Origin of the sequence: Amycolatopsis sp. cmx-4-83, assembly GCF_046548815.1 — a bacterium.
Taxonomy (GTDB): domain Bacteria; phylum Actinomycetota; class Actinomycetes; order Mycobacteriales; family Pseudonocardiaceae; genus Amycolatopsis; species Amycolatopsis pretoriensis_A.
In genome coordinates this window covers 94101-108292 of record NZ_JAEBEF010000021.1, presented here as the reverse complement: position 1 = coordinate 108292, position 14192 = coordinate 94101, and the positions used below count along the sequence as shown (strand labels likewise).

The following is a 14192-nucleotide window of genomic DNA, read 5'->3' as shown; positions in this document are numbered from 1 at the left end:
CTCCTACCGTCGAAACCATGACCACCCCGCAGCACAAGATCGGTTCCGGCTTCGGCGCCACCAGCACCGCGGCCGAAGTCCTCGACGGCATCGACCTCACCGGCAAGCTCGCCCTCGTCACCGGCGGCTACTCCGGCATCGGCCTCGAAACCACCCGCGCCCTCGCGAACGCCGGCGCCCACGTCGTCGTCCCCGCCCGCCGCCGCGCCACCGCCGAAGCCGCGCTCGACGGCCTCGCCGAGGTGGACGAGCTCAACCTCGGCGACCTCGACAGCGTCCGCGCCTTCGCCGACCGCTTCCTCGCCACCAGCCGCCGCCTCGACGTCGTCATCGACAGCGCCGGCATCATGGCCTGCCCCGAAACCCGGGTCGGGCCCGGCTGGGAAGCCCAGTTCGCCACCAACCACCTCGGCCACTTCGCCCTGGTCAACCGCCTCTGGCCGGCCATCGCCGACGGCGCACGCGTCGTCTCCGTCTCCTCCCGCGGCCACCACTTCTCACCCGTCCGCTGGGCCGACCCCCACTTCGAGACCGGCTACGACAAGTGGCTCGCTTACGGCCAGGCCAAGACGGCCAACATCCTCTTCGCCGTCCACCTCGACCGGTTCGGCCGCGACCGCGGAGTACGCGCCTTCGCCCTGCACCCCGGCTCGATCCTGACCAACCTCGCCCGCCACATCCCGCAGGACGAGCGCGTCGCCCAGGGCTGGGTCGACGAAAACGGCGTCCCCAGCGGCTACTTCAAAACCCCCGAAGCCGGCGCGGCCACCCAGGTCTGGGCCGCGACCTCACCCCAGCTCGACGGCCACGGCGGCGTCTACCTCGAAGACTGCGACATCGCCGAACTCGCCCCCGAGGGCGACGGCGTGACCGACGTCGGCCTCCGGGTGGGTGTCCGCGACTACGCCATCGACCCGAGCGAAGCCGCCCGCCTGTGGGCGCTGTCGGCCGAACTCACCGGCGTCGACGCCACTTCCCGGTGATCACCCGCCGGATCGGCCGAGTCTGAACCTCCACATCGGACGTCGCGAACGAAGTCCCCACCGTGAAAGCGAAGTACGCGAAATCCAGCAGGTTCGGCCGCTCCGTCGCCGGGAACCGCAAGCCCGCCTCCGCACGCTAGTGCACGTGCGCGTACCCGAAGTGCGGCAGGATCCGCGCCGCGAGCACCGCAGCCACGCCGGCTCGCCGTCGGCGACCAGCCGGTACCGGCGGATCCGCAGGAACTCCGCGCACTGGTACCAGATCCTCCGCAGACGGCTCACCGCGCGAAGCTGGCGGCACCACGGATCACCTGGTCAGGTTGCGTGCTTGAGCAACGCCACCAGGTACCGGCAGGGGAGCGCACCCGGGTTCGCGAACACGCAGTCCGACGGCGCGCCCAGCTGCAGGCAGTCCCCGGCCGCCAGCTCGTGCACTTGCGCACCCTCGTGGAACCGCAGCTGCCCGGCCAGCACCCAGATCTGCTGGTGCAGGAACGCGTACGTCCCCGCCGCCATCGCCACCTCGGCGCCCGGGAGCAGTTCGACCTCCACCAGCTCCAGCGGCCGGCCGGCGGCGGGGGAGACGGCGCGGCGGCGGTAACCGGTTTCCGGGTCCACCCACACCGGCTGGTCCGCCGCCCGCACCAGCCGCCGCTCGTCACCCTCGGCACGCGCGATCAGCTCCGAGAGCGTCAGGCCCAGCGCGTCCGACAGCTTCGCCAGCAACGCCGCCGTCGGCTGGACGTCGCCCCGCTCGATCTTGCCGATCATCGCGCGCGACACCCCCGAGCGGTCGGCGAGCGCCGCGGCCGAAAGACCGCGGGACGTCCGGGTGGCGTGCACGGTGGCCGCCAAGCGGGCGGACAGGGGATCGGCCATAACCGGGGATACTATACGACCCATTCTGGCTACCATATGAGCCATGATCCGCGATGCCACCACCGCCGACGCCCCCGCCTGTGCGGCCATCTACGCGCCCTACGTCACCGACACCGTCATCTCCTTCGAAACCGAAGCGCCCGACACCACCGAAGTGGCCCGCCGCATCACCGCGGCCCACGCCTGGCTCGTCCTCGAAGACGACGACCACATCGCCGGCTACGCCTACGCCACCCCCTTCGCCGCCCGCGCCGCCTACCGGTGGTCCTGCGAAACGAGCATCTACCTCGAACGCGGCCGCCGCCGCACCGGCGCCGGGCGCGTCCTCTACGAGGAGCTGTTCGAACGGCTGCGCGAGCGCGGGTTCCACCGCGCCTTCGCCGGCATGACCCTGCCGAACGAAGCGAGCGCCGGACTGCACCGCGCCCTCGGCTTCGAGCCGGCGGGCGTCTACCGCCGCGTCGGCTGGAAGCACGGCGCCTGGCACGACGTCGCCTGGGTGCAGCACGACCTCAACGCAACTGAAGGTTGCACATCCGCGCCCCGCGAGCTAACGTGACACGCAACCAAACGTTGCACAAAGGAGCGGACATGGACCACGGCACCCTCGAACGCGAACTCCACATCGACGCCACTCCCGACGTCGTCTTCGACGTCGTCAGCAACCCCGAACACGTCCGCGAATGGTGGCCCGACGAAGCCGACTACCCCGTTGAACCCGGGGGAGAAGGCCACATCGCCTTCGACGGCCAGCAAGTCCGCTTCACCGTCGTCGACGCCATCCCGCCGAAGCTCTTCTCCTTCCGCTGGACCCACGCCGAGGGGGAGACCGCCGCACCCGGCAACTCCTTCCTCGTCGTCTTCGAACTCGAACCCACCGCCACCGGCACCCGCCTGCGGATGACCGAAACCGGCTTCCGCGAACGCGGCTGGGACGAAGCCAAGATCGCCGCCGAATACGCCGACCACGAAAGCGGCTGGGACCACTTCCTGCCCCGCCTGCCCGCCCGCGCCGCCGAGGTGGGGGCCACCCGGTGAGCATCGCCGTGGACGACGACCTCTGGTCGGCCATCGGCGACCCCACCCGCCGCCGCATGCTCGACCTCCTGCTCACCGAAGGCCGGGGGACCGCGACCAGCCTCAGCGAGCACCTCCCGGTGACCCGCCAGGCCGTCGCCAAGCACCTCGCCATCCTCGACCGCGTCGGCCTCGTGCACGCACAGGCCGAAGGACGCGAAAAGCAGTTCCGCGTCGACGAAACCCAGCTCGCCCGCGCCGTCGCGCAGCTCACCGACGTCGGCAACGCCTGGGACGCCCGGCTCCGCCGCATCAAGCACATCGCCGAAACCATCGAACGGAAGAAGCAGTAGAAATGGACATCCTGCACCGCATCGGCGTCCAGAGCGCCACGCCGGAGAAGGTCTACGAAGCGCTCACCACGATCGACGGCCTCGCCGGCTGGTGGACCGAGAAGACCGAAGGGGAGACCGGCGTCGGCGACGTCATCGCGTTCCGCTTCATCCCGGGCGGCTTCGACATGAAGGTCATCGAGCTCGACCCGGGCCGGCTCGTCCGCTGGGAGGTCGTCGACGGCCCGCCCGAGTGGATCGGCACGACGATCCGCTGGGACCTGGAGCAGCGAGACGACTACACGATCGTCCTCTTCAAGCACGAGGGCTGGCGTGAGGCCGTCGAGTTCATGCACCACTGCAGCACGAAGTGGGCGATCTACCTGATGAGCCTCAAGCAGCTCGTGGAGACCGGGGAGGGCGCCCCGGCACCGCGGGACGTCATGATCAGCGACTGGCACTGACGTTACTTGACATAATGTACATTATCGGCACTTGGGGACAGGCTGCGGCGGGAAGCCAGGAGGGGTGCCGAAGCCGGGATCCGGCGGTGGTGTGTTCGCTTCGCCAGGACGGCTTCTCCTGAGGTTTCCGGTCCGCCGTTCTCCCGCGTCAGGCGCCACGCAACCCTGAAGGCGCCTTCTGGGGGTCGCAGGAGCATCCCCTGGAGCCGTGGAGCCGACGTCCTGCCACTCGACCCAAAAACGTCACGGTGACGAAACTCCAGGGGTCGAGTGGGTCTCCGGAGATATCAGGTCGACGACGCAAGACGTCGCCGTGGGTCGCCCTCGGGTCATCCGGCCTCCTGAGGTGGCCTACGGCCGGGCCGGACACTCGAACATACGTGCGCATCCCCGCCGTGGGCATCGAGAGACGATCCGAGGCCTGAAATCACCTTCGCGAAAGACCCGGATCCCCCAGGGGGCCACTCCAGGCTAAATCGACATTTCATGCATAATTGCCATTATGCATGAAATGTCGGGGGACCCGGGCACCGGAATTATCGGTGCTGTGCGGTACAAGATCCACATGAGGCTTTCCGAGGCGCAGCAAGCCTTCTTCGCCGCCCGCCGGCCGCGCAAGGACTCGCCGCACACCACCGACGCCTACCGGCGGGACCTCGCCGGGATCACCACTCTCCTGGTTTCGGAGCTCGGCCGCCCCGCCGAGGACCTGGAGGTGGCCGAGCTGACCGGGCCGGCGCTGCGGTCGGCGTTCGGCGCGTTCGCGGACGGGCACGCGAAGAGCTCGGTGCTGCGGGCGTGGTCGACGTGGAACCAGTTCCTGACGTTCTGCGTGGCCGACGGCTTGCTGCCGGGCAACCCGATGGGTGCGGTGGCGCGGCCGCGGACGCCGGCGTTGACTCCGAAGCCGTTGCGGGGTGAGGAAACCCCGGAGCAGCTGCTGTCGGCGGCGGCCGCCGGGTCGCGGCGCGCGCGGGATCCGTGGCCGGAGCGGGACGTGCTGGTGATCGCGCTGGGGCTGGTGGCGGGGTTGCGGGCGGCGGAGATGCGGGCGCTGACGTCGCGGTCGCTGGTGGGGCGTGCGGGTGAGCTGCGGTTGCACGTGAAGGGCAAGGGCAGCCGGGATCGGTCGATCCCGGTGCAGCCGGTGCTGGCGGAGCTGATCGAGCGGTACCGGGAGTCGTGCCGGGTGCGGTTCCCGAACGTGCGGTCCTCCCCTGGTTCGCCGTTGCTGCTGGACCGGGCGGGTGAGCCGATCGGGCGGGGTGCGCTGGAGTACCTGGTGAAGTCGTGTTACCGGGGTGCGGGGTTGCACGACCGGGTGCCGGCGGGGGCGAACTTGCACGCGTTGCGGCACACGTTCGCGACGCGTTTGGCGGAGGACGGGGCGACAGCTTCGGAGATCATGGCGTTGCTGGGGCACGCGAGCTTGGCGACGAGCCAGAACTACATCGAGGCGACGGGTCGTGAGCAGCGTGCGGCGGCGGCGAGTAACCGGACGTACCGGGCCCTGGACGGGTTGGGCGCGGGGTCGTGAGGGGTCAGCGGAGTTGTTCGAGGTCCTTGGCGGCGCGGGCGATTTCGTCGGCGAGTCCGCGTAGCTCGCGGGCGTCCGCTCCGTCGTCGACGGCGGTGACGATGTCTTCGGCGGCGCAGCGGAGCTGGAAGAGGCGGTCCTGGAGGGCGGCGATCTCGGTGTCGGAGAGCACGACGGCGTCTTCGGGCAGTCCGCTTCGCTGGAGTGCGGTGCGGCGTTCGTAGGCGCGCTGGCGGCAGGATTGGCCGCAGTAGCGGCGCCGTCGGCCGACGTTGCCGGCTTCCGGGAGTCGGCGGCCGCACCAGCCGCAGTGCTTGGGGGCGCCGCGGCGGGCCGGGACGGGTTCGAGCTGGGTCAGTTCGGCGGCTTCCCTCACCCGGGAGACCCTAGCTGGCCATCGCCGGGTCATGCCGGGGTCATGGCGGAAGTGCACACTTGGGGGATGCAGCCGTCGTTCCCGTACCTGGCCGATCCGCTCCCCCGCGCCTTCGCGCACCGGGGGTGGCACCTCGATGAGCTGGACGGGTTGGAGAATTCGCTGCCGGCGTTCCAGCGGGCGTGCGCGGAGGGGTACCGGTACCTCGAGACGGACGTGCACGCGACGGCGGACGGTGTGGTGGTGGTGCACCACGACGCGAACCTGGACCGGACGACCGATGGTGCCGGGGCGATCGCGGCGCAGACGTGGGAGCAGCTGAAGGGCGTCAAGGTCGGTGGGAAGGTGCCGTTGTCGCGGCTGGAGGACGTGCTGGAGGAGCTCCCCGACGCGCGGTTCAACATCGACGTGAAGGTGGATCGGGCGGTGGAGCCGTTCGTGCGGGTGCTGGAGCGGACGGGTGCGCACGACCGGGTGGCGGCGGCGGCGTTTTCGGACGCGCGTTTGGTGCGGTTGCGGAAGCTGGCGGGGCCGAAGCTGGTGACGGCGATGGGGCCGCGGTCGGCGTTCGCGTTGTGGGCGCGGGGGAAGCTGCCGCTGCTCCCCCTGGGCCGGCTGGTGCTGGGGGCGATGGCGCAGGTGCCGGTGCGGCAGGGTGCGTTGCGGGTGGTGGACAAGGCGTTCGTGTCGATCGCGGGCCGGTCCGGGATCGAGGTGCACACGTGGACGATCGACGATCCGGCGGAGATGCGGATGCTGCTGGACCTGGGGGTGCACGGGATCGTGACGGACCGGCCGGACCTGCTTCGCGAGGTGCTGATCGAGCGGGGTGCGTGGCAGCGGTCGCAGGGCTCGTGAGTGGTTGGGGCGGTTCTGACCGCCCTGACCACTCACGAGGGGGTCAGCGGGGTGCTTTGCCCTGCCAGGCGGCGGTCCAGGTCTTGGGGCCGAGGAGGCCGCTGTCCTTGATGCCGTTGGCGCGCTGGAGGTCGAGGACGGCGGTGCGGGTCTTGTCGTAGTAGCAGCCGGTGCCGGTGAAGCCGTAGCCGTAGGCGTTCATGCGGAGCTGGAAGGCCTTGAGCGGGGCGGCGCAGTCGCCGTAGGAGTAGACGACGCCGGGCCAGGCGGGCATCGGGCCGCCGGGGGGCGGCGGGGTGGGCTGGGGTGCGGGGCCGCCGCCGATGTACGCGGAGTCGGCGTAGGTGGGGACGCGTTTGCTGCGGGCGTCGGCGTCGCCGGCGAGCTTGAGCATGCCGGCGCACTGCCAGGGTTGCCAGCCGCGCATGCGGTAGAGGTAGAGGGCGCGGTAGTCCTGTTCGGCGGGTGCGGCCTGGTCGGGGCGGCCGGTGCCGCCGACGCTGCGCCAGGTGGGCAGGTCGAACTGGTAGGCGCCGTAGTAGCCGTTGCCGGTGTTGGTGGCGTAGCGGCCGCTGGATTCGCACATGCGGAGCTTGGCCCAGGCGGTCGGTGCGGGGTCCGCGGAGGCGACGGCGGGGATGGTCAGCTGCAGACCCATGGCGGCGAAGGCGAGGAGCAGGACTCTCGCGACGGTGCGTCTCCGGATCTGGATCATGGGAGCACAGTAGGAGTGTGCCCCACTGACCACAAGGGACACACTGCGCGCCTCAGTCTCACATGAAACACCGTTCACACCTGTTCGCGACACGCGGTGACCGCGGGACCGTGATTGCCCCGGAAGTGGCGGATGCGCGCGATGCGACAAACCGGACACGGTTTCGGCGGTGCTGTGAGCGTCGTCGCTACCTCCCAGTAGTCTCCGCGCTGACCTGGAAGTTCTTGATTCGAAGGAGCCGTGGATGACGCTGGCCGGGACGCGCTCGACCAAGTGCGAGCGCTGGGGCTGGTATTTCTACGACTGGGCGAATTCGCCGTTCTATTCGTCGTCGACGACGGTGTTCGGCGCGTTGTCCATGAGCGAGATCGCGGCGGCGGACGCGAAGACGAACTTCACCCTTAACGGGGACCGCGCTTGCCTGAACGCGGCAGGCAAGGCGGACACGCTGCACAACTGCGACGTGACGTTGTTCGGGCTGCACTTCCCCGCCGGTTCGGTGTGGGGCTACCTGCTGTCGGTGGCGACGGTGGTGCAGGTGCTGGTGCTGCCGATCGCGGGTGCGGTGGCCGACCGCAGCCACAACAAGCGGCGGATCCTGGGCGGGTTCGCGTTCCTGGGTGCGGCGGCCGCGGCGGCGATGTTCTTCCTCGCGGGGTCGGACTGGCAGCTGGGCGTGGTGCTGTTCATCATCGCGAACATCGGTTACGGCGGTTCACTGGTCGTCTACTACTCGTTCCTGGTGGACATCGGGAGTCCGGACGAGCGGGACGACATCTCGGCGAAGGGCTGGGCGTTCGGGTACCTGGGTGGCGGGCTGGCGCTGGCGCTGCAGCTGGGGTTCTACCTCGGGCACGCCACGTTCGGGGTCAGCGAGGGCATGGCGGTGCAGATCTGCTTCCTGACCTCGGGGCTGTGGTGGGCGGCGTTCACGATCCCGGCGGTGCGCCGGCTCCCCCGCCGGCACACCCCGGTCGACGTCGTGCCGGGTCGGACGGTGCTGCGGGCGGGCTTCGCGGAGCTGCGGCAGACGCTGGTGTCGGCGAAGGCGTACCCGTTGACGCTGGCCTTCCTGGGCAGCTACCTGGTCTTCACCGACGGCATCAACACGGTGGTCACGGTGTCGGCGCAGTACGGCAAGGACGAGCTGGGATTCGGCAACAGCGTGCTGATCATGACGATCCTGGTGATCCAGTTCGTGGCGTACCTGGGCGGGACGCTGCACGGGCTGGTGGCGCGGCGGATCGGGGCGAAGCGGACGATCCTGGGCAGCCTGGTGCTGTGGGTGGTGGTGCTGGCCGGGGCGTACTTCGTGCAGCCGAAGCAGATGCTGCAGTTCCTCGCGGTTGCGGTGGGGATCGGGCTGGTGCTGGGGGGAACGAACGCGCTGTCGCGGTCGTTGTTCAGCCAGATGATCCCGGCGGGCAAGGACGCCCAGTACTACTCGCTCTACGTCGTGGGCGAGCGCGGGACGTCGTGGCTGGGGCCGCTGGTGTTCGCCGGGGTCGGGCAGGCGACGGGGTCGTTCCGGCTGGCCATCGTGGCGCTGGTGATCTTCTTCGCGGCGGGTCTGGTGCTGGTGTGGCTGGTGCCGGTGCGGCGGGCGATCGTGGCGGCGGGCAACACCCCGCCGGAGGTGCTCTAGGCCCCGATAGGGTCGACGGTCGTGACCTTTGTGAACGACCGGGCCGCCGGCCCCGACCCCACGGACGCCCTGTCGTCGGTCCCCGCGGCCGGTTCGCGCCGCGGGACGCCGCCGGTGGGCAGGCTGAAGTTCTGCTACGGGCCGATGGACTGCGGGAAGTCGACGCTCGCGCTGCAGATCGACCACAACCACGCCCGGCAGGGGCGGCGTGGCCTGATCCTGGTGCGCCACGACCGTTCGGGCGCGCCGCAGATCTCGAGCCGGATCGGGCTGACGCGGCAGGCGGTGGAGGTCGTCGAGGAGACCGACGTGCGGGACCTGGTCCGGCAGGAGTGGGCGCGCGGGCAGCACGTGGACTACGTGGTGGTGGACGAGGCGCAGTTCCTCTCCCCCGCCCAGGTCGACCAGCTGGCGGAGCTGGCCGACGAGGTCGAGATCGACGTGTACTGCTTCGGGATCGCGACGGACTTCCGGAGCCGGCTGTTCCCGGGAGCCGCTCGTCTGTTCGAATTGGCGGACGAGCTGCAGCCGGTCCAGGTGGAGGTGCTGTGCTGGTGCGGGCTGCCCGGGCGGTTCAACGCGAGGGTGGTCGACGGCGAGGTCGTGCGGGAAGGCGATACCGTCGTGGTGGCAGATACCGAACAATCCGTAGTTGAAACTTCAGCTTCAGCACGATTTGAGGCCGAATTCGCTACGGTGCGTTATCAGGTATTGTGTCGCCGCCACTTTCGATCGGGTGACTTGGGGCCGGTTACTGCTCATCACGGTCAGTTACGGTTGACCTGAGTCAGGCCCCAGTAGCCCATCCGGGGGATATCAGCACTAAGAAGGCCGTATTGACGTCACGCCGGAGCGCGAAACGCCTCCTACTAGAGGAAGCTGATGCCGGCGGGTGACGCAGCTCATCGTGAGCAACGACATGGTCTCCCGGGAATCCCCGGGGGCCCTGACTCGTTGCATAGGGTGAGCATCACCCTGGCTCCACCCCGGAGCTGACTGAAAGGACCCCACTATGGCCGACCGTGTTCTTCGTGGAAGCCGGCTGGGAGCGGTCAGCTACGAGACCGACCGCAACCACGACCTCGCTCCACGCCGCACCGTGCGTTACGCATGCCCGAAGAACCACGAGTTCGAGGTGCCGTTCTCCGACGACGCCGAGATCCCGACGGTCTGGGAGTGCCGCCTGCACGGCAGCGAATCGGAGATCGTCGACGGTGGGCAGCCCGAGCAGAAGAAGGTCAAGCCGCCGCGCACCCACTGGGACATGCTGCTGGAACGGCGCACGATCCCCGAGCTCGAGGACCTGCTCAACGAACGTCTCGCCGAGCTGAAGGGTCGCCGGACCTCCCGGTCCGCGTAGTCCCGCCCAGCCCGTAGCAACCGCGACCACCACAACGGAAAGGCCCCCGCGACCTCCCCCCGCGGGGGCCTTTCACCTACCCGGCGGCCGGCGACCCGGGCGAATCCGAGCTTTGGACGGCGAATCTCCTGTCCGGGTCAGTTCGCGTCGGGTCCGGGCTCTGTCCGCTCGAAGGTGTGCCAGGTGCCCGGCAAGTCCTCGACGGTGATGTGCTCGTCAGCCGGACGCCATCCAGGCGGCCAGAGCACTGGGCGACGGCCTTGAAGCCGGTTCGAGCGCGCGGCCATCGAGGAGTACCGGGTCAGCACGTCCTGCTCGATCAGTGCGCCGTCGAAGCCGACGAGTCCATCGAACGTCGCTTCGGTGAACCACGTGCACTCCGCAAACCTTGCCTTCGCGAAATCGGTTCGCCCGGCGAACTTCGCAAGGAGGAAAGAGTGGTACCCGAGCACCGAGGTCAACCGGGGCTTGCCGAACGTCGTTCCGGTGAAGCTGACTTCATCGGTGAACGTGGCGCCGTCGAACCGGGCGGGTCCGGTGAACCTCACCTCGTTGAACCTGGTGAACCCGGCAAAGCTGACTTTGTCGAACCGGGCGCCGCCGCCGAAGACACGTCGACGAAGCTGTTGCCGTAGGGCTTGGAATGATCCAGATCGTACGGCCGGACGGGGTCCCCGGCGAAGGTCGCCGCACTGAAGTCGGCGAGGGCGGTGAACGTTGCCTTGTCGAAGTGGGTGGGGCCGGCAAAGGCCGCCTTGTCGAACTGGACAGGCCCGGTGAACGCCGCCCCGGCGAACGAGGTGGTGCCGATGAACCTCGCGCCGGTGGCCAAGAAGGTGCGGGCGGCGCAACCGGCGAGGGCGAAGTCGATCAGGGTCGCTCCGGCGAGGTCGAGATCGACATCGGCCCAGAAGCCCGGCGATTCGTGGACGATCCAATCGGGGCCCCGGAACCGGTGGGTCAAATGACTGAAGAGCAGGCGTTGGGCGGTGAGCCGAACCTCTCGTTCCTGCAGGTTCGCCTGATGATCAGTGCGAGGCGGCGTCGAGCTGGTGGCGGACGCGGGTCGATCGCGTGACGTCCGCAGTGGAGCACGCGGTCGACCGAGCCGCCGCTGCGGCGGCTCGTCCGCCGGCACGGCGTACGGCATGCGCAGGTAGGCGCACAACACGTTCACCACGGTCTGCCGTTGCGGTGGGTTGTCCTGGGCCAGGCGTTCCAGGGCATACATCCCGCCCAGCCGGACCGCGGCGTGGTCCGACCCCAGTTGCCCGACTGACGTGCTGTACAGGTCGGTCACACGACGTGAGATGGCGTCCCATTCCGATGCGTCCGCAACGCGTTTGGAGTGCAGGCGGTTGGTCTCGGCGACCTGTTCAGCGTGGTCCTGGGTGCGATCGCGCTGGTCGAGCTCGGCCTGTCGATGCCGCAGTTCGGCGTGCCGGGCCTCCAATTCCAGCTCCTGTGTCCGCTGCCGCCGGGTAGCGAGGTACAGGGCGAACAAACCACCCCCGGCCACCGCCACCGACGCCGAAACCTTCACCACGTCCAGCTGCGCCGCGGCCTTCTTCTCGGGATCGGCCAACGCCAGACTGTCAATCCACTGCCACAAAACCCACCCCGCCACCCCCGCCGCGGCCAGCACGACCACGGCGACCACCGGCACTGTCCACCGCGGCAACAACGGACGCGGTACCAGCGGGTGCGAGGGTGGCAAGGACGTCTCTCTGGTCACCGCCGCATCATCGCGTGACACCGGGAGCAACCCGACGCATTCCCGGGCACTCCCCACCATCGCTTGAACCTCGGCTATCGGATGGCCGAACGACGTCACTGTCCGCTTCCACCCGCGTGCCGGCGAACGCCCTGAACGGGCTCGGGCCTACTCTCGCGGTCTGAACGGGCCGGCCAGTGCCGCCCACTGCAGGAGCATGATCGTCTTCGCGTCGGCGATCTCCCCCGTGCCGATCATCTTCAGCGCGTCCTCGAACCGCAGCTCCACCACCTCGATGTCCTCCCCCTCCGCCGCGATGCCGCCACCCGCACCGCGGTCGGCCGGGTCGTACGGCGCCGCGTAGCAGTGCAGGCGCTCGGTGACCGAGCCCGGGCTCGTGTAGACGTCGAACACGTGCTCCAGCGCGCCGATGCGGACGCCCGTCTCCTCCTGGGCCTCGCGGCGGATCGCCGTCTCCGGGTCGTCGGTGTCCAGCAGGCCCGCGGCCGTCTCCAGGAACATGCCGTCCGGGTGGTCGTTGACGTAGACCGGGTAGCGGAACTGGCGGGTGAGCAGCACCGTGCCGCCCGCCGGGTCGTACAGCAGCACCGTGGCGCCGTTGCCGCGGTCGTAGGTCTCGCGCTGCTCGGTCGTCCAGCGGCCGTCGCGGTGCTGGAAGTCGAACGTCGTGCGGCGCAGGACGTACCAGGCCGAGGACAGCAGCTCGACGTCAGTGATCCGGACGCGCGGGTTGCGGGCCGGGCTTGTCGAAGAGGTCATGCCGCGACCATAATGTGCACGACTCGGAAGAAACAAGGAGGATTGTGCATGCTGGTCGGGGAACGCCGTGAACTGCTGCTCGCCCGGCTGGCGGGCGAGGGCAAGGTGCTGGCGAAGGACGTCGCGGCCGAGCTCGGGGTCTCCGAAGACAGCATCCGGCGGGACCTGCGCGACCTGGCCGCGGCCGGACTGTGCCAGCGCGTCTACGGCGGGGCGCTGCCCGTCTCCCCCGCGCTCGCCGACTACGCCGGCCGCACCGCCATCGCCGTGGCCGGCAAGGACCGGGTCGCCGCGGTCGCCGCCGGGCTGGTCCGGCCCGGGTCGACCGTCATCCTCGACGGCGGCACCACCACCCTCGCCGTCGCCAACGCCCTCCCCCGCGACCTCGAGGCCACCGTCGTCACCCACAGCCCGACCGTCGCCGTCGCGCTGCTCGAGCACCCCGGCGTCGAGGTCTTCCTGCTCGGCGGGCGGCTGTTCCGGCACTCCGCCGTCACCTGCGGCGCCGCCGCGGCCGAGGCCGCCCAGGCGATCAGCGCCGACGTCTTCCTGCTCGGCGTGACCGGCGTGCACCCCGAGGCCGGGCTCACCACCGGCGACGCCGACGAAGCCGCGATGAAACGCACCCTGGCCCGCCGCGCGGCCGACACCTACGTGCTGGCCAGCGCCGAGAAGATCGGCGCGGCGTCGCGGTTCACCGTCCTGCCCTTCGCCGACGTCGCCGGTGTGATCACCGACTCCGCCGACCAGAACGTGCAGGAACTTGCAGACCTCGGGGTGCCGATCCTGCGGGCGTGACCTCGGCGAACCACTCGCGGCCCGCCACCACCGCGAACAGCGGTGCCGGCAGCCACACGAGCAGCCGCAGCACCGCCGAGAGCCGCCCGGGACCGCGGACGTCGGACACGTGCGCGGCGAGCGCCGCCTGCTTGCGCCCGGCGAAGCGCCGGACGTCGAAGCGGTGGGTGACGGCCGCACCCGGGCTGTAGGCGTGCTCGAGCGCCTCGGCGTCGTACCGGAACGGGATCCGCAGCGCCCGCAGCACCCGGACGAACCGCAGCGCGAAGTCGCGGGGCAGCGTGGCCTCCAGCAGCCGGGTCCCGGTCAGCCGGGCCGCCCGCCGCGCCACTTCGTGCACCTTGACGTGGTCGGGGTGGCCGTAGCCGCCGTGGGCGTCGTAGCCGAGCAGCAGGTCGGCCCGCTCCTCGTGCAGCAGGGCCGCGAGCCGGTGCGCGGCCTCCTCGGTGTCCGCGCGGGCGAAGCGCTGCCGGCCGGGCGGGTCCGGGTACAGCTCCGGCCCGTGCCCGCTGTCGGCATACCCCAGGTGCACGACGCGCCGCACGCCGAGGATGGCCGCCGCGGCCTCCAGCTCACCCCAGCGGGGTGTCGGGTGCTCGGCCACCATGCCGTCGGTGGCCACGACGACCACCACCCGGTGCCCGTCGGCCGCGGCCCGGGCCAGGGTGCCGCCGCTGAGCAGCACGGGGTCGTCAGCGTGGGCGTGGAAGGCCACGATGGTCGTCATCGGCCCC

General features: G+C 70.2%; 18 protein-coding genes and 1 pseudogene. 11 read left to right on the top strand and 8 right to left on the bottom strand.

Going from position 1 to position 14192, the window contains the following annotated elements; translation table 11 throughout:
* Positions 1-17 precede the first annotated feature (17 nt).
* Complete coding sequence (locus ACLJQM_RS45330) at positions 18-983, top strand: SDR family NAD(P)-dependent oxidoreductase (protein ID WP_410636313.1); 966 nt, start codon at positions 18-20, stop codon at positions 981-983.
* Here ACLJQM_RS45330 and ACLJQM_RS45325 read toward each other — a convergent pair.
* Positions 955-1104 (bottom strand): DUF1345 domain-containing protein, encoded by a 150-nt coding sequence (locus ACLJQM_RS45325; RefSeq protein WP_410636312.1) that lies wholly within the window; start codon positions 1102-1104, stop codon positions 955-957. The genes ACLJQM_RS45330 and ACLJQM_RS45325 overlap by 29 nt on opposite strands.
* 194 nt (positions 1105-1298) lie before the next feature.
* The gene (locus ACLJQM_RS45320) at positions 1299-1862 is read right to left on the bottom strand and encodes a helix-turn-helix domain-containing protein (protein WP_410636311.1); all 564 of its coding nucleotides are present in this window, start codon (positions 1860-1862) and stop codon (positions 1299-1301) included.
* 43 nt (positions 1863-1905) lie between these two features.
* On the opposite strand from ACLJQM_RS45320, the gene ACLJQM_RS45315 reads away from it, so the two are divergent.
* The 5 genes from ACLJQM_RS45315 (at position 1906) to ACLJQM_RS45295 (ending at position 5212) form a co-directional block, all read left to right on the top strand.
* Positions 1906-2421, top strand: coding sequence for a GNAT family N-acetyltransferase (locus ACLJQM_RS45315; protein WP_410636310.1), 516 nt, complete (start codon positions 1906-1908; stop codon positions 2419-2421).
* 32 nt (positions 2422-2453) lie between these two features.
* The gene (locus ACLJQM_RS45310) at positions 2454-2900 is read left to right on the top strand and encodes an SRPBCC domain-containing protein (RefSeq protein WP_247023323.1); all 447 of its coding nucleotides are present in this window, start codon (positions 2454-2456) and stop codon (positions 2898-2900) included.
* Positions 2897-3232, top strand: a complete 336-nt coding sequence (locus ACLJQM_RS45305; RefSeq protein WP_410636309.1) for an ArsR/SmtB family transcription factor — start codon at positions 2897-2899, stop codon at positions 3230-3232. The genes ACLJQM_RS45310 and ACLJQM_RS45305 overlap by 4 nt, the downstream gene beginning before the upstream one ends.
* A gap of 2 nt (positions 3233-3234) precedes the next feature.
* Positions 3235-3675 carry an SRPBCC family protein gene (locus tag ACLJQM_RS45300; RefSeq protein WP_410636308.1) on the top strand — a complete coding sequence of 147 codons (441 nt, stop codon included), beginning with the start codon at positions 3235-3237 and terminating at the stop codon, positions 3673-3675.
* A 547-nt stretch (positions 3676-4222) separates the two neighbouring features.
* Complete coding sequence (locus ACLJQM_RS45295; protein WP_247023320.1) at positions 4223-5212, top strand: tyrosine-type recombinase/integrase; 990 nt, start codon at positions 4223-4225, stop codon at positions 5210-5212.
* Between the two features lie 4 nt (positions 5213-5216).
* On the opposite strand, the gene ACLJQM_RS45290 is transcribed toward ACLJQM_RS45295, so the two are convergent.
* Positions 5217-5588: a hypothetical protein gene (locus ACLJQM_RS45290; RefSeq protein ID WP_247023319.1), complete on the bottom strand. Its 372-nt coding sequence runs from the start codon at positions 5586-5588 to the stop codon at positions 5217-5219.
* Between the two features lie 66 nt (positions 5589-5654).
* Here ACLJQM_RS45290 and ACLJQM_RS45285 point away from each other — a divergent pair, with 66 nt between their 5' ends.
* A complete protein-coding gene (locus ACLJQM_RS45285; RefSeq protein ID WP_360781998.1) occupies positions 5655-6446 on the top strand; it encodes a glycerophosphodiester phosphodiesterase in 792 nt (263 codons plus the stop codon).
* Between the two features lie 43 nt (positions 6447-6489).
* Here ACLJQM_RS45285 and ACLJQM_RS45280 read toward each other — a convergent pair whose 3' ends face one another.
* Positions 6490-7161: a transglycosylase family protein gene (locus tag ACLJQM_RS45280; RefSeq protein WP_247023317.1), complete on the bottom strand. Its 672-nt coding sequence runs from the start codon at positions 7159-7161 to the stop codon at positions 6490-6492.
* 244 nt (positions 7162-7405) lie between these two features.
* Here ACLJQM_RS45280 and ACLJQM_RS45275 point away from each other — a divergent pair, with 244 nt between their 5' ends.
* From ACLJQM_RS45275 to ACLJQM_RS45265, 3 genes are all read left to right on the top strand, one after another.
* Complete coding sequence (locus ACLJQM_RS45275; RefSeq protein WP_410636307.1) at positions 7406-8806, top strand: MFS transporter; 1401 nt, start codon at positions 7406-7408, stop codon at positions 8804-8806.
* Positions 8807-8827: 21 nt separating this feature from the next.
* Positions 8828-9592 (top strand): thymidine kinase, encoded by a 765-nt coding sequence (locus tag ACLJQM_RS45270; protein ID WP_247023315.1) that lies wholly within the window; start codon positions 8828-8830, stop codon positions 9590-9592.
* Positions 9593-9818: 226 nt separating this feature from the next.
* A complete protein-coding gene (locus ACLJQM_RS45265) occupies positions 9819-10166 on the top strand; it encodes an RNA polymerase-binding protein RbpA (RefSeq protein ID WP_003081521.1) in 348 nt (115 codons plus the stop codon).
* A 137-nt stretch (positions 10167-10303) separates the two neighbouring features.
* Here ACLJQM_RS45265 and ACLJQM_RS45260 read toward each other — a convergent pair.
* From ACLJQM_RS45260 to ACLJQM_RS45250, 3 genes and pseudogenes are all read right to left on the bottom strand, one after another.
* Positions 10304-10717: pseudogene (locus ACLJQM_RS45260) on the bottom strand (pentapeptide repeat-containing protein); the annotation flags it as partial.
* Complete coding sequence (locus ACLJQM_RS45255) at positions 10711-11826, bottom strand: pentapeptide repeat-containing protein (RefSeq protein WP_410636306.1); 1116 nt, start codon at positions 11824-11826, stop codon at positions 10711-10713. The gene ACLJQM_RS45255 and the pseudogene ACLJQM_RS45260, both read right to left, overlap by 7 nt.
* A gap of 222 nt (positions 11827-12048) precedes the next feature.
* On the bottom strand, positions 12049-12660 hold the full coding sequence (locus tag ACLJQM_RS45250; RefSeq protein ID WP_360781992.1) for an NUDIX domain-containing protein: 612 nt from the start codon (positions 12658-12660) through the stop codon (positions 12049-12051).
* Between the two features lie 48 nt (positions 12661-12708).
* On the opposite strand from ACLJQM_RS45250, the gene ACLJQM_RS45245 reads away from it, so the two are divergent.
* On the top strand, positions 12709-13458 hold the full coding sequence (locus tag ACLJQM_RS45245; RefSeq protein WP_360781990.1) for a DeoR/GlpR family DNA-binding transcription regulator: 750 nt from the start codon (positions 12709-12711) through the stop codon (positions 13456-13458).
* Here the strand turns inward: ACLJQM_RS45245 and ACLJQM_RS45240 are convergent.
* Entirely contained in the window at positions 13391-14185 is a 795-nt protein-coding gene (locus tag ACLJQM_RS45240) for a PIG-L deacetylase family protein (RefSeq protein ID WP_247023312.1), read from the bottom strand. The two genes, ACLJQM_RS45245 and ACLJQM_RS45240, sit on opposite strands and share 68 nt — an antisense overlap.
* Between the last annotated feature and the right edge of the window lie 7 nt (positions 14186-14192).

Excerpts from the sequence above, each read along its gene's own strand:
- ACLJQM_RS45265 (WP_003081521.1), top strand. The coding sequence starts at position 9,819 with ATGGCCGACCGTGTTCTTCGTGGAAGCCGGCTGGGAGCGGTCAGCTAC.
- ACLJQM_RS45280 (WP_247023317.1), bottom strand. The coding sequence starts at position 7,161 with ATGATCCAGATCCGGAGACGCACCGTCGCGAGAGTCCTGCTCCTCGCC.
- ACLJQM_RS45275 (WP_410636307.1), top strand. The coding sequence starts at position 7,406 with ATGACGCTGGCCGGGACGCGCTCGACCAAGTGCGAGCGCTGGGGCTGG.
- ACLJQM_RS45315 (WP_410636310.1), top strand. The coding sequence starts at position 1,906 with ATGATCCGCGATGCCACCACCGCCGACGCCCCCGCCTGTGCGGCCATC.
- ACLJQM_RS45250 (WP_360781992.1), bottom strand. The coding sequence starts at position 12,660 with ATGACCTCTTCGACAAGCCCGGCCCGCAACCCGCGCGTCCGGATCACT.
- ACLJQM_RS45240 (WP_247023312.1), bottom strand. The coding sequence starts at position 14,185 with ATGACGACCATCGTGGCCTTCCACGCCCACGCTGACGACCCCGTGCTG.
- ACLJQM_RS45300 (WP_410636308.1), top strand. The coding sequence starts at position 3,235 with ATGGACATCCTGCACCGCATCGGCGTCCAGAGCGCCACGCCGGAGAAG.
- ACLJQM_RS45310 (WP_247023323.1), top strand. The coding sequence starts at position 2,454 with ATGGACCACGGCACCCTCGAACGCGAACTCCACATCGACGCCACTCCC.
- ACLJQM_RS45245 (WP_360781990.1), top strand. The coding sequence starts at position 12,709 with ATGCTGGTCGGGGAACGCCGTGAACTGCTGCTCGCCCGGCTGGCGGGC.
- ACLJQM_RS45285 (WP_360781998.1), top strand. The coding sequence starts at position 5,655 with ATGCAGCCGTCGTTCCCGTACCTGGCCGATCCGCTCCCCCGCGCCTTC.
- ACLJQM_RS45320 (WP_410636311.1), bottom strand. The coding sequence starts at position 1,862 with ATGGCCGATCCCCTGTCCGCCCGCTTGGCGGCCACCGTGCACGCCACC.
- ACLJQM_RS45330 (WP_410636313.1), top strand. The coding sequence starts at position 18 with ATGACCACCCCGCAGCACAAGATCGGTTCCGGCTTCGGCGCCACCAGC.